Consider the following 13117-nt stretch of genomic DNA (forward strand, 5'->3'; position numbering starts at 1 on the left):
CACGGCGGCGTCGGCGGCCCCCGGCGACCGCGGCGCGCGACGCCGCTCCGCGACGGAGCGGCGCCCGCAGGGTCTTGATGTGCCCACGACCCTCGTGTCATATATGTCTAGACCTTTGACCCCGGTCTCGGGAGGAGCTCGACGGGAGCTCGGAGTCACTCGACGGGGAACTCGCGAGGGAAGGAGGGCGGCCGTGCGACGCACCGTCGGCCCGGTCCTGGTCCTGTGCTGCCTCCTCTGCTCCGTCCCGCTGACCGCCTGCGGCGGTCCGGGCGCGGACACCGATCCGCCGCCCTCCCCCGCCGGGCTCACGGCCGAGTCCGGGAGCGCCACCTCGGCGCACGTGATGTGGGACGCCGCCGACCCGCGCGCGGGCGTCACCGCGTACCAGGTCTTCCGCGACGGGGTCCTGGTGCGCGAACTCCCCGCCGCGAGGACCATGGTGGACGTCGACGGCCTCTCCCCCGCCACCCGCTACGCCTTCACCGTCCGGGCCCGCGACGCGGCCGGGAACCTCTCGGACCCCACCGGCGCGGCCCGGGTGACCACCGCCGCCCGGGCGGCACGCGACGTCCTCGCCCCCAGCGCTCCGGCCCGCCTCACCGTCCGCGCCGAGGACGGCCGCACCGTACACCTGGTCTGGGCCACGGCCCGCGACGACACCGGCGTCACGGCGTACGACGTCTACCAGGGCGGGGTCCGCGTCCACACCGCAGGCGGCCGCGAGACCGGCACGCGCCTGACGGGGCTGCGCCCGCACACCGCGTACGTGTTCACCGTCAGGGCCCGCGACGCCGCCGAGAACTCGTCCCCCGACAGCCCCACCGCCCGCCTCACCACCCCCGCGGCGCCCGACACCGGCGGCACGGTCCCGGTGGACTTCCTGGCCACGGCCGCTCCGGGAACGGTCGAGCTCTCCTGGACCTGGCCGGACCCGGCCCACCGGCCCCGCGCGTACGAGCTCTGGGTGAACGGGCGTCCGACCACGGTCGTCCAGTGGGGCGCCGACGCGGTGCCCGTCGGCCGCACCGTCCACCGCCTCGACGCCACCGGGCCCGCCGGCACGGTCTGGACCGTGAAACTTCGAGCCCGGCTGCCCGACGGCGACTGGGGCGGCTTCTCTCCCGAACGATCGGTCACGCTCGTATCCACGGGATCAAACTGACCACCCGCTCGATGACTATTCGATCAACAACGATCACCTGGACTTGCCGGACCGGGCCTTTGAGACAGAATCTGACGCCGTGCTGGGGAACCTGCCGCCGGAGACGGCGAGCTTTGTCGGGCGGGACGAGGAACTGGGTCTGCTGAAGGCCCTCTTGAGGGAGAGTCGGCTGGTCACCCTCACCGGCGTGGGCGGCGTCGGGAAATCCCGGCTCGCCCTGCGCGCGGCCCGCGCGGCCGCCCGTACCGACCACCCGGACGGCGCCTGGTGGATCGAACTGTCCCCGCTGCGCGACCCCGCCCTGCTCTCCGCCACCGTGGCCCACGCCCTGGGCCTGGGCGAACTGTCCGGCCGCAGCCTCGACGAGAGCCTGTGCGAGTGGTGCGCCGAGCGGGACGTCCTCCTGGTGCTCGACACCTGCGAGCACCTGGTCGAGTCCTGTCGCCATCTGGTCGGCGAACTCCTCCAGGCGGCACCGGGCCTGACCGTTCTGGTCACCAGCCGCCAGCCGCTGGGCTGCTACGGCGAGACCGTCCGCGAGGTGCGCCCGCTGCCCGTCGGGGACGCCGACAGCGACGCCGTCGTGCTCTTCCGCGAGCGCGCCCTGGCCGCCACGCCCCAGCTCGCCGCGGCCTTCGCCGACCCGGGGCGCGCGGCCACCGCCGTGGAGGTCTGCCGCCGTCTCGACGGCCTGCCGCTCGCCCTCGAACTCGCCGGCGCGCGCCTGGACCTGCTCACCCTGGAGCAGGTCGCCGCGCGCCTGGAGACCCGCTTCGAGGTGCTCGCCGATCCGCGCGCGGCCGGCCGGCCGCCCCGGCACCGCACCCTGCGCACCGCGATCGGCTGGAGCCACGAGCTGTGCGAGCCGCTGGAGCGGCTGCTGTGGGCCCGGCTGTCGGTCTTCGCCGGGGACTTCGACCTCGCCGCCGCCCGGGCCGTCTGCGCCGGCGGCCCGCTGCCCGCTGCCCGCGTGGAGCGGGTCCTGGCGGGCCTGGCCGGCAAGTCGGTGGTCCGCCGCACCGTCGAAGGCGCGCGCGAGCGCTACCGGATGCTCGACACCATCCGCGAGTACGGCCGCCAGTGGCTCGGCGAGCTCGGCGAGGAGGCGGTGGTCGCCGACCGCCACGCCCACTGGTACGCGGCCCTGGCCCGGCAGGCCGACGCGGGCTGGCTCGGGCCCGAGCAGCTCGACTGGTACCGCCGCACCAGCGCCGACCACATGGAGCTGCGCACGGCGCTGGAACACCTGCTCGGCTCCGATCCGCGCACCGCCCTCGAGATGGCCGGGAACCTGTGGTTCTTCTGGTTCTGCTGCGGGCACCTCAGCGAGGGCCGCGGCTTCCTGGAGCGCGCGCTGGCCGCCGTGCCCGCCGACGACCCGGCGCACCGGCAGGGCGTGTGGGCCCTCGGGCTGACCGCCCTGCTCCAGGGGGACCTGACCACCAGTCTGGCGCGGGGCGAGCAGTGCGTCCGGGCGGCGGAGGGGTCCGCCGATCCCGAGACGCGGCTGCGGGCGACGTACCTGGTGGGCGTGTCGGTGCTGATGCCGGGGGACGCGGTCCGGGCGCTCGCCCTGACCGACGGACGGGCCCGGTCGGCGCACGCGGGCCGGCCGTACGGGCTGGGCCGGCTGCTGTGCCAGCTGGTGGCCGCGTACGCCCTGTCCGACCAGGGCCGCTACGAGGAGGCCACGGCGGAGGCGGCGGAGTTGCGGGACGCCTGTGCGGCGATCGGCGACTACTGGCTGCGCGCGTACGCCGACTACGTCCTGGCGGTGGCGGCGCTGGGGCTGGGACGGCCCGGCGAGGCGGCCCGGCACGTCCGCGCCATGCTCTCGGGCAAGCGGCTGCTGCACGACAGCTTCGGGATCGCCCTCGGCCTGGACCTGCTCGGGGCCGCCGTGGCGGCGCAGGGCGACGGGGAGCTGGCGGCGCGGCTGCTCGGCACCGGGCACGCCTGGTGGCGCACGGTGGGCCGGCCCCAGATGGGCTCGCCCTCCCTGCTGGCGCTGCGCGACGCGGGCGAGCGGCAGGCCCGGGCGGCCATCGGCGACGAGGCGTACGAGAAGGCCTTCCACGGCGGGGCGGAGTCACGGCCGCAGGTGGGCTGAGCCCGCGCCCCGGACACCTCGGGTCCCCCGTTCGTGGAGCCGCACTCCACGGCCGCTGTGTAGCCTGTCGATCTGTTCGAACGGGACGGGAGGCCGCGGGTGGACACCGAAGGAGCGCACGCCGCGATCCGGCTCCCCGAGGGGTCCTGGTGGGACTGGGACGTCGTCGTCTGGAACGCCGGAGGGCTCACGCTCGCCGCCGGGTACGACCTGGCGTACCACCACGGCCTGGAGCTGGTCTTCGTCGATGCGATGTTCGTCAGCTGCCCGTCCGTGTTCTACGATCCGGCCTTCCGCGCGCCGACGGCGGACGAGCTCCTGAGGATCACCCGCCAGCTCGGCGAGGAGCCGCCCGTCGTGGTCGCCTTCGAGGCCGACGCGGGCGGTCGGGAGCCGGTCTCGTGCCTCGTCGCCGCAGCGAGACTCGACATCGTGCAGGAGAACGTCCTGCGCTACTGGCGCGAGGACGCGGTACCCGGTCAGCGTTTCGCTCCGTGGGTACGGTCTCCGGACCGGTAGGCCGGTCCCCTCGGGTCGAGCCCGCGCCCCTCGGGCGCGGGCTCCCCCGGCAGCGGGCTCCCGTCAGTACGGGAGGGTTCTGCCCGACGGCGTACGCAGGTCCAGGTCGCGGGGCGCGGGGCGCGGGGCGGGCTTGCGGATCAGGGTCTGGCGCATGGTCTCCCCCTGTTCAGGCTCGGAGCAGGACGGGGCGGCGCGGCTCGACCACGCGCCCGTCGGGAAGTTGTTCACCGGTGTCGTCGAAGAGCACCACGCCGTTGCAGAGCAGGCTCCAGCCCTGTTCCGGATGGGAGGCCACGGTGCGGGCGGCGTCACGATCGGCGCTGTCGGCACTCGGGCACATCGGATGGTGGGAACACAACATGGCGCACCTCCTCGCGCTGCGGCGGCGGAGGGCCGGGCGGTCGTTGCCGGTCCGAGCCGCCGTCCACGGTGGCCGGAAGTATTACCGACCGCCGGTACCGGATGGAACCCATATTCGACATTCATCTCAGGTACCGGAAGGGGTTTTACGATCAGTACATGTCCGTTATGCAGATCGTGCACACCGCCGATGTACCGCTTCTTGAGGCGTGGCGCAGAGTGACGGACTGGGAACGGCACGGCGCGCAGGTCCCGCTGACCCGTACGACGGTGGCCACGGCCCCGCCCACGCGCGTGGGCACCCGGTTCACGGCCCGCACGGGCCTGGGGCCGGTCGGCTTCGACGACCCGATGGAAGTGGTCGCCTGGCGGCCGCCGGCGGACGGCCGGCCCGGGCACTGCCGGCTGGTCAAGCACGGCCGGGTGGTGTCGGGCTGGGCCGAGATCGAGGTGCGGCCGGCGCCGGACGGCCGCGGCGGCAGCGAGGTGCGGTGGCGGGAGGAGCTGCGGGTGCGCGGCCTGCCGCGTGCCATGGACCCGCTGACGGCCGCGGCGGGCCGGTTCCTGTTCGCACGGGCCCTGGCCGGGCTGCTGCGGGAGGCCCGCTGACGCGGCGGGGCCGGCCCCCGTCCCGCCACTGCGGGCGGTGGGGGCCGGCCCCGTGGGCGTACGGCTCCGGCTATCGGATCGGCATGCCGGAGAGGGTGCGGGCGATCACCAGCCGCTGGATCTCGCTCGTGCCCTCGAAGATCGTGTAGATGGCGCTGTCGCGGTGCATCCGCTCGACCGGGTACTCGCGGGTGTAGCCGTTGCCGCCGAGGATCTGGACGGCCTGGGCGGTGACCTTCTTGGCGACCTCGCTCGCGTACAGCTTGGACATCGAGCCCTCGGCCGAGGTGAACGGCTTGCCGGTGCTCGCCATCCAGGAGGCGCGCCAGACCAGCAGCCGCGCCGCGTCGATCTGGGTGCGCATGTCGGCGAGCTGGAAGGCGATGCCCTGGTTGTCGATGATCGGGCGGCCGAACTGGGTGCGGGTCTTGGCGTAGTCGAGGGCGACCTCGTAGGCGGCCCGGGCGGTGCCCACGGCCATGGCGCCGACGGCGGGCCGGGAGGCCTCGAAGGTGGCCATCGCGGCGTTCTTCACGCGCTCGCCGCCGGCCTTGGCCCGCTCGCGGGCGCGGGCGAGGCGCTCGTCGAGCTTCTCCTTGCCGCCGAGCAGGCAGGAGCCGGGCACCCGCACGTCCTCGAGCACGACCTCGGCGGTGTGCGAGGCGCGGATGCCGTGCTTCTTGAACTTCTGCCCCTGGGACAGGCCGGGGGTGTTCGGCGGGATGATGAACGAGGCGTGGCCCTTGGTGCCGAGCCCGGGGTCGACCACGGCCACGACGATGTGGACGTTGGCGATGCCGCCGTTGGTCGCCCACGTCTTGGTGCCGTTGAGGACCCACTCGTCCTTCGCCTGGTCGTACACGGCGCGGGTGCGCATCGATCCGACGTCGGAGCCCGCGTCCGGCTCGGAGGAGCAGAAGGCGGCCACCTTGACGTCGTCCGGGGTGCCGTACATCTGGGGGATCCAGGTGCCGATCTGCTCCTCGGTGCCGTTCGCCACGACGCCGATGGCGGCCAGGCCGGTGCCGACGATGGACAGCGCGATGCCGGCGTCGCCCCAGAAGAGCTCCTCCATGGCCATCGGGATGCCGAGGCCCGTGGGGTCGAAGAACTGCTGGGCGTAGAAGTCGAGCGAGTAGATGCCGACCTTGGCGGCCTCCTGGATGACGGGCCAGGGGGTCTCCTCGCGCTCGTCCCACTCCGCGGCCGCGGGGCGGATCACGTCGGCGGCGAAGCCGTGGAGCCAGTCGCGCACCTCCTTCTGCTCGTCACTGAGCTCCATGGTGAACTCCGCCATGTTCCCCTCCCGGCTGTAGCCTTGTCCGCATAGTGCCTTACTTGCGGTAACCGCGGCTTGTTACCTGCGGTAACGGCAGTGTGTTACTCGTCAGTAGGACATGTCAACCACTGCCACCGATTCGGCTCGGGGGGTGTGCGTGGTGTTACGTTGCGCCTGCGTCACGCAATCGCACGGGCGGGGAGAGAGCACGTCATGGAGACCACGCAGCAGGCCGACCACCAGGCCGACCACGAGGACGAGCGGCTGAGCACCGCCGACCGCAGGCGCCGCCAGCTGCTGGAGGCCGCCGACCGGGTCGTCCTGCGCGACGGCCCGAAGGCCTCCATGAACGCCATCGCCGCCGAGGCCGGCATCACCAAGCCGATCCTCTACCGCCACTTCGGTGACAAGGCGGGCCTGTACCAGGCCCTGGCCGTCCGGCACACGGACGCGCTGCTCGCCTCGCTGCGGGCCGCGCTGGACGCCCCGACCGACCGCCGGCACCGCGTCGAGTCCACCCTCGACACCTACCTCGCGGCCATCGAGGCCCGCCCGCAGGTGTACCGCTTCCTCATGCACCCCGCCGAGGACTCCCAGCCCACCGACCGCGGCTTCGACGTGGGCCGGCACTCGGCGCCGCTGCTGCGCCGGCTGGGCGAGGAGCTCGCCCAGGTGATCGCCGAGCGCGTGGACCTCGGCCCGGCCGGCGACCGGCTGGCCCGGGTCTGGGGCCACGGGATCGTCGGCATGCTCCACGCGGCCGGCGACTGGTGGCTGGGCGAGCGCCCCTGCACCCGCGCGGAGCTGGTGACCGACCTCACGGACCTGCTGTGGGGCCACCTGTCCACCGCGGGCGTCCTCGAGGGCGGCCCGGGCTTCTGATCCCGTACGCCGGCTACGCCGTGTAGGCGCGCGCCTGCTCCCGCTGTCCCCACGGCGCCTTGCGGATCCCCCGCTTCGCCCGGCGCAGCCTCAGGCCCGCGAGCCGGTCGACGTACACCGTGCCGTCGAGGTGGTCGCACTCGTGCTGCAGGCAGCGCGCGAAGAACCCGGTACCCTCGACGCGCACCGGCCGGCCCTCGCGGTCCACGCCCTCGACCACGGCCCGGTCGAACCGGGTCGTACCGGCCTCCAGACCGGGCAGGGACAGGCAGCCCTCGGGGCCGGTGACCTCGTACCCGTCGGCCTCGACGAGCCGTGGGTTCACCACGTGCCCGACGTGCCGGACGTCCTCGTCGTCCGGGCAGTCGTAGACGAACACCCGCTGCCCGACGCCGACCTGGTTGGCGGCGAGGCCCACGCCCTGGGCCGCGTACATCGTCGCGAACATGTCCTCGACCAGCCGGTCGAGGTCCGGGCCGAACTCCGTGACCTCCGCGCAGGGGGCGTGGAGCACCGGGTCGCCCAGCAGGGTCATGGTGCGGACGAGACCGGAATTGCCGGGGATCGGGCGCTGTCGCATGGCCGTAAGGGTACGTCGGGCGAATATATGAGGGATCCACCTGGGCGCCTGGTCAGGGCCCAGGCCGGTTCTGGATAGGCTGAGCCCGGACCGACGCAAGGAGGAGCAGGGACGATGGCAGGCAACACGGAGCCGCTTTCGCCGCGGGCCAAGCTGGCCGTGACGGCGGGCAAGGCCGCGGCGGCGGTGTCGCGGGCCGCAGGGCGGGGCAGCGGATCGGTGATCGGGGGCAAGGTCGCCCTCAGGCTCGACCCCGATCTGCTCAGCGCGCTGGCGCAGCACCTCGATGTCGTCCTCGTCTCCGCGACGAACGGCAAGACCACCACGACCCGTCTGATCGCCGAGGCCCTGCGGGCCAGCGGGCCGGTCGTGTCGAACGCGCTGGGCGCGAACATGCCGGCCGGCATCACCTCCGCCCTGGCGGGCGGCTCGGAGGCCAAGTACGGCGTCATCGAGGTCGACGAGAAGTACCTGGCGGGCGTGGCCCGGGACACCACCCCGAAGGCGATCGCGCTGCTCAACCTCTCCCGCGACCAGCTCGACCGGGCCGCGGAGACCCGCATGCTCGCCGAGAAGTGGCGGGAGGGCCTGGAGGGCACCAAGGCCGTGGTCGTGGCCAACGCCGACGACCCGCTCATCGTGTGGGCCGCCTCCTCCTCGCCGAACGTCGTGTGGGTGGCCGCCGGCCAGGAGTGGAAGGACGACGCCTGGTCGTGCCCCTCCTGCGGCGGTGTGATGCAGCGCCCGGGAGACGACTGGTTCTGCGGCGAGTGCGGCTTCCGCCGCCCGACGCCCAGCTGGGCCCTGTCCGGCGACCACGTGCTCGACCCGCACGGCAGCGCCTGGCCGATCCACCTCCAGCTGCCGGGGCGCGCGAACAAGTCGAACGCCGCCACCTCGGCCGCCGTGGCCGCGGTCTTCGGCGTGCCGCCGCAGGTCGCGCTCGAGCGGATGTACCAGGTGCAGGCGGTGGCCGGCCGGTACGACGTGGTGGACTTCATGAACCGCCAGGTGCGGCTCCTGCTCGCGAAGAACCCGGCGGGCTGGCTCGAAACGTTTTCCCTGATCGACCCGGCTCCGGCTCCGGTGATCCTCTCGGTGAACGCGCGCGGCGCCGACGGCACCGACACCTCGTGGCTGTGGGACGTGGACTACGGGCGGCTGGCCGGCCACCCGATCTTCGTGATCGGCGACCGCAAGCTCGACCTCGCCGTCCGCCTGGAGGTCGCCGACGTGGACTTCCGCGTCTGCGACACCCTCGACGAGGCCGTGCAGCTGTGCCCGCCCGGCCAGATCGAGCTGATCGCGAACTACACCGCCTTCCAGGACGTCCGCCGCCGCGTCGGCAACTAGTCCACGAGACCTTCTGAGGACAACGAGCATGAGCGACAACAGCCTGCGTCTCGTGTGGGTCTACCCGGACCTGCTCAGCACGTACGGAGACCAGGGCAACGCCCTCGTCGTCGAGCGCCGGGCCCGCCAGCGCGGCCTGGACGTGCAGCGCCTGGACGTGCGCAGCGACCAGCCGGTGCCCACCTCCGGCGACATCTACCTCATCGGCGGCGGTGAGGACCGGCCGCAGCGGCTGGCCGCGGAGCGGCTGGTGCGCGACGGCGGTCTGGCCCGGGCGGTGTCCAACGGCGCGATCGTCTTCTCGGTGTGCGCCGGCTACCAGATCCTGGGCCAGGAGTTCGTCAACGACATGGGCCAGCGCCAGGAGGGCCTCGGCCTGCTGGACGTCGTGACGGTCCGCGGCGAGGGCGAGCGGTGCGTGGGCGACGTCCTGGCGGACATCGACCCGAACCTGAACCTGCCGCAGCTGACCGGCTTCGAGAACCACCAGGGCGTCACGCACCTGGGTCCGACGGCCAAGCCGTTCGCCCGGGTGCGCCTCGGCCGCGGCAACGGCACCGGAGACGGCACCGAGGGCGCGTACAACGACACGGTCTTCGGCACCTACATGCACGGTCCCGTGATGGCCCGCAACCCCCAGATCGCGGACCTGCTGCTGAAGCTGGCGCTGGACGTGAACGCGCTGCCGCCGGTCGAGGACCGCTGGTACGAGGCGCTGCGCGCGGAGCGCATCGCAGCCGCGACGCAGCCCGCCTGAGAAGGTCGGACGCGGCCCGCCTGAGCGGGTCCGCGCTCGAACGATCGGGCCCGCCGAACGGCCCCGCCTGAGCGGGTGCCGCGCTCGGCTGAGCGCCTCCGACAGCTCGTCTGAGCGGGTCCGCGCACGGAAGAAAGCCCTGGCCAGGGCGCCTCACCCCAGAGGCGCCCTGGCCCTCGTTTTTTCGTACGAGATGCCTGCCGAGCCTGTGGAAGATGGTTCAGTCCACCGGGTTTCCGCTTGTAGGGTTGCGGTCAGATCCAACCGGACGACGTGGTCCGGTCGTCGGCCCACGTTGCAAAGGTTCTCTCCTGCCATGCGCATTGGTGTGCTCACCTCCGGCGGCGACTGCCCCGGTCTGAACGCCGTCATCCGCTCCGTCGTGCACCGCGCCGTCGTCGACCACGGCGACGAGGTCATCGGCTTCCACGACGGGTGGAGGGGGCTGCTGGAGTGCGACTACCGCAAGCTCGACCTCGACTCGGTGAGCGGCATCCTCGCCCTCGGCGGCACCGTCCTCGGCTCCTCCCGCGTCCAGCCCGCGCACCTGCGCGACGGCGTGGAGCGGGCCCGCGGCCACGTCGCGGACCTCGGCCTGGACGCGATCATCCCGATCGGCGGCGAGGGCACCCTGAAGGCCGCCCACCTGCTCTCGCAGGCCGGGCTGCCCATCGTCGGCGTGCCGAAGACCATCGACAACGACATCGCCGTCACCGACGTGACCTTCGGCTTCGACACCGCCGTCGGGGTCGCCACCGAGGCCCTGGACCGCCTGAAGACCACCGCCGAGTCGCACCAGCGCGTGATGGTGGTCGAGGTGATGGGCCGCCACACCGGATGGATCGCCTTGCACTCGGGCATGGCGGCCGGCGCGCACGCCATCGTGGTGCCGGAGCGGCCCTTCGACATCGCCGAGCTCACCGAGATCGTGGGCGCGCGCTTCGCGGCCGGCAAGCGGTTCGCCATCGTGGTGGTGGCCGAGGGCGCCAAGCCGAAGCCGGGCACGATGGAGTTCGAGGGCCGGGGCACCGACATCTACGGCCACGAGAAGTTCGCCGGCATCGGCAACGTCCTCGCGGTGGAGCTGGAGAAGCGCCTGGGCAAGGAGGCGCGTCCGGTCATCCTGGGCCACGTCCAGCGCGGCGGCACCCCGACCGCGTACGACCGGGTGCTGGCGACCCGGTTCGGCTGGCACGCGGTGGAGGCGGCGCACCGGGGCGAGTTCGGCATGATGACCGCGCTGCGCGGCACCGACGTCACGATGGTGCCGCTGGGCAGCGCCGTGGAGACCCTCAAGACCGTCCCGACGGACCGCTACGCCGAGGCCGAGACCGTCCTCTGACGGCCCGCCCGGACGTCCCCGGACGTCCCCGAACGGCCCGTCACGACGGGGCAGACCGTACTGTGACGTGATCAACCCGGACAGACCCGCCCCCGGAGACTTCGGCCTCCGGGGGCGGGTCTAGTGTGGGGGGGGCAGTACCGGCACCATCCCAGGGACGAGGACGACGAGGACATGGATCACAGCGGGCACGGCATGGACGGCATGCCCATGGACCTCCCGCCGTTCACGCTGGGGCGGGGCCTGGAGTTCTCCGCCGACCCCTTCTTCCTCGTCGGCTGCCTGCTGGGCCTCGGCCTGTACGGCTGGGGCGTGCTCCGGCTGCGCCGCCGCGGCGACGCCTGGCCGGCGGGCCGCACCGTCGCCTGGGCCGCGGGCGTGCTGAGCATCGCACTCGTGATGAACACGCAGCTGAACGACTACGGCATGGTCATGTTCAGCGTGCACATGATCCAGCACATGGTCATCAGCATGCTCTCGCCGATCCTGCTGCTGCTCGGCGCGCCGATGACGCTGGCGCTGCGCGCGCTGCCGCCGGCCGGCCGGGGCCGCGGCAAGGGGCCGCGCGAGCTGCTCCTGATGCTGCTGCACAGCCGCTACATGCGGGTCGTCACCCACCCGGCGTTCACGATCCCGATGTTCATCGCCTCGCTGTACGGCCTCTACTTCACGCCGCTCTTCGACACCCTGATGGGCAGCAAGGCCGGGCACATCGCGATGATGGTGCACTTCCTGATGGTGGGCCTGGTCTTCTTCTGGCCGATCATGGGCGTGGACCCCGGCCCGCACCGGCCCGGGTACATCATGCGGATGCTGGAGCTGTTCGCCGGCATGCCCTTCCACGCCTTCTTCGGCATCGCCCTGATGATGGCGACCGAGCCGATGGTCTCCACGTACGCCGACCCGCCGGCCTCGCTCGGCATCGACGCCCTCTCCGACCAGACCGCGGCCGGCGGCATCGCCTGGGCCTTCAGCGAGATCCCCTCGGTCCTGGTGCTGATCGCCCTGATCTACCAGTGGTACCGCTCGGAGCAGCGGACGGCCAAGCGCGTCGACCGCCGGGCCGACCGCGACGGGGACGCCGAGCTGGAGGCGTACAACGCCTACCTCGCCTCCCTCCAGACCCGGGGCCGCTGAACCCGCCCGCAGGTAGCGCGTTCCGCCCCGTAGGCGCGACCATGGGGGCATGAGCGGTTCGATGAAGTGGATGGCCGTTCTCTGCGTCGGCCTGCTGGTGGTGGTCTCCGCGTACTCGGCGGCCCTCGGCAGCAACGGCTGGCTCTGGTTCGGCTGGGTGGTCGTGTGCGTCCTCACGGCGGGCGTCGCCGCCTCGCGCAACACCTGACCCGCCGCCCCGGCACGCCCGCCGCGCCCCGTGTCCGACCGGCCGGGGCGCTGTCACAATGACCGGGCCGTCGTCGGGGCGCGAAGGGGGTCGGTCGTGTTCTACCACCTGCTCAAGCACGTACTGCTGGGACCGCTGCTGAGGCTGCTGTTCCGGCCGCGGATCGAGGGGCTGGAGCACGTGCCGGCCGAGGGGCCCGCGATCGTGGCGGGCAACCACCTGTCGTTCTCGGACCACTTCCTGATGCCGGCGATCCTCCGGCGTCGGATCACGTTCCTGGCGAAGGCCGAGTACTTCACGGGCACCGGGCCCAGGGGACGGCTCACCGCGGCGTTCTTCCGCAGCGCCGGGCAGATCCCGGTGGACCGCTCCGGCAAGGCCGCCGGGCAGGCGGCGATCCGCGAGGGGCTGGGCGTGCTGGCCAAGGGCGAGCTGCTGGGGATCTACCCGGAGGGCACCCGCTCGCACGACGGCCGCCTCTACAAGGGCAAGGTGGGTGTGGCCGCGATGGCGCTGACGGCCGGGGTTCCGGTGGTGCCGTGCGCGATGGTCGGCACCTTCGAGGCGCAGCCGCCGGGCCAGCGGCTGCCGCGCCCGAAGCGGATCACGATCCGCTTCGGCGCCCCGCTGGACTTCTCTCGGTACGCCGGGATGGAAGGCGAGAAGGCGGTGCTGCGGGCCGTCACCGACGAGATCATGTACGCGATCATGGCGCTGTCCGGGCAGGAGTACGTCGACCGGTACGCGGCCGAGGTCAAGACCGAGGCGGAGGAAGCGAGGAAGGCCCAGCGCAGGACGCGCTGAGCCTTCCTC

Annotated in this window: 14 protein-coding genes; 11 read left to right on the forward strand and 3 right to left on the reverse strand. The window is 73.0% G+C overall.

The window, feature by feature from the left end:
- The first annotated feature begins 193 nt into the window (after positions 1-193).
- From ACIQCH_RS13820 to ACIQCH_RS13830, 3 genes are all read left to right on the forward strand, one after another.
- Positions 194-1165, forward strand: coding sequence for a fibronectin type III domain-containing protein (locus ACIQCH_RS13820; protein WP_402580884.1), 972 nt, complete (start codon positions 194-196; stop codon positions 1163-1165).
- A gap of 79 nt (positions 1166-1244) precedes the next feature.
- On the forward strand, positions 1245-3275 hold the full coding sequence (locus ACIQCH_RS13825) for an ATP-binding protein (protein ID WP_402580885.1): 2031 nt from the start codon (positions 1245-1247) through the stop codon (positions 3273-3275).
- 99 nt (positions 3276-3374) lie between these two features.
- Positions 3375-3794 carry a hypothetical protein gene (locus tag ACIQCH_RS13830; protein WP_402580886.1) on the forward strand — a complete coding sequence of 140 codons (420 nt, stop codon included), beginning with the start codon at positions 3375-3377 and terminating at the stop codon, positions 3792-3794.
- 169 nt (positions 3795-3963) lie between these two features.
- On the opposite strand, the gene ACIQCH_RS13835 is transcribed toward ACIQCH_RS13830, so the two are convergent.
- Positions 3964-4155, reverse strand: a complete 192-nt coding sequence (locus tag ACIQCH_RS13835) for a DUF5999 family protein (protein ID WP_402580997.1) — start codon at positions 4153-4155, stop codon at positions 3964-3966.
- A 161-nt stretch (positions 4156-4316) separates the two neighbouring features.
- Between ACIQCH_RS13835 and ACIQCH_RS13840 the strand changes: the two genes are divergently transcribed.
- Positions 4317-4766 (forward strand): SRPBCC family protein, encoded by a 450-nt coding sequence (locus tag ACIQCH_RS13840; RefSeq protein ID WP_402580887.1) that lies wholly within the window; start codon positions 4317-4319, stop codon positions 4764-4766.
- 70 nt (positions 4767-4836) lie between these two features.
- Here ACIQCH_RS13840 and ACIQCH_RS13845 read toward each other — a convergent pair whose 3' ends face one another.
- A complete protein-coding gene (locus tag ACIQCH_RS13845; protein ID WP_402580888.1) occupies positions 4837-6063 on the reverse strand; it encodes an acyl-CoA dehydrogenase family protein in 1227 nt (408 codons plus the stop codon).
- Between the two features lie 195 nt (positions 6064-6258).
- Between ACIQCH_RS13845 and ACIQCH_RS13850 the strand changes: the two genes are divergently transcribed.
- Positions 6259-6927, forward strand: a complete 669-nt coding sequence (locus tag ACIQCH_RS13850; protein WP_402580889.1) for a TetR family transcriptional regulator — start codon at positions 6259-6261, stop codon at positions 6925-6927.
- Between the two features lie 13 nt (positions 6928-6940).
- Here ACIQCH_RS13850 and def read toward each other — a convergent pair whose 3' ends face one another.
- Complete coding sequence (gene def / locus ACIQCH_RS13855) at positions 6941-7507, reverse strand: peptide deformylase (RefSeq protein WP_402580890.1); 567 nt, start codon at positions 7505-7507, stop codon at positions 6941-6943.
- A 114-nt stretch (positions 7508-7621) separates the two neighbouring features.
- On the opposite strand from def, the gene ACIQCH_RS13860 reads away from it, so the two are divergent.
- The 6 genes from ACIQCH_RS13860 to ACIQCH_RS13885 all read left to right on the forward strand — a co-directional run bounded on the left by ACIQCH_RS13860 (position 7622) and on the right by ACIQCH_RS13885 (position 13108).
- On the forward strand, positions 7622-8860 hold the full coding sequence (locus ACIQCH_RS13860) for a MurT ligase domain-containing protein (protein WP_402580891.1): 1239 nt from the start codon (positions 7622-7624) through the stop codon (positions 8858-8860).
- Between the two features lie 28 nt (positions 8861-8888).
- The gene (locus ACIQCH_RS13865) at positions 8889-9617 is read left to right on the forward strand and encodes a type 1 glutamine amidotransferase (protein WP_402580892.1); all 729 of its coding nucleotides are present in this window, start codon (positions 8889-8891) and stop codon (positions 9615-9617) included.
- Positions 9618-9933: 316 nt separating this feature from the next.
- Positions 9934-10959: a 6-phosphofructokinase gene (locus tag ACIQCH_RS13870; RefSeq protein ID WP_402580893.1), complete on the forward strand. Its 1026-nt coding sequence runs from the start codon at positions 9934-9936 to the stop codon at positions 10957-10959.
- 174 nt (positions 10960-11133) lie between these two features.
- The gene (locus tag ACIQCH_RS13875; RefSeq protein WP_402580894.1) at positions 11134-12096 is read left to right on the forward strand and encodes a cytochrome c oxidase assembly protein; all 963 of its coding nucleotides are present in this window, start codon (positions 11134-11136) and stop codon (positions 12094-12096) included.
- Between the two features lie 49 nt (positions 12097-12145).
- Positions 12146-12304, forward strand: coding sequence for a hypothetical protein (locus ACIQCH_RS13880; RefSeq protein WP_402580895.1), 159 nt, complete (start codon positions 12146-12148; stop codon positions 12302-12304).
- Positions 12305-12400: 96 nt separating this feature from the next.
- Entirely contained in the window at positions 12401-13108 is a 708-nt protein-coding gene (locus ACIQCH_RS13885) for a lysophospholipid acyltransferase family protein (protein ID WP_402580896.1), read from the forward strand.
- Positions 13109-13117 lie beyond the last annotated feature (9 nt).

The sequence above is a fragment of the Streptomyces sp. NPDC093225 genome (genome assembly GCF_044753805.1).
Lineage (GTDB): Bacteria > Actinomycetota > Actinomycetes > Streptomycetales > Streptomycetaceae > Streptomyces.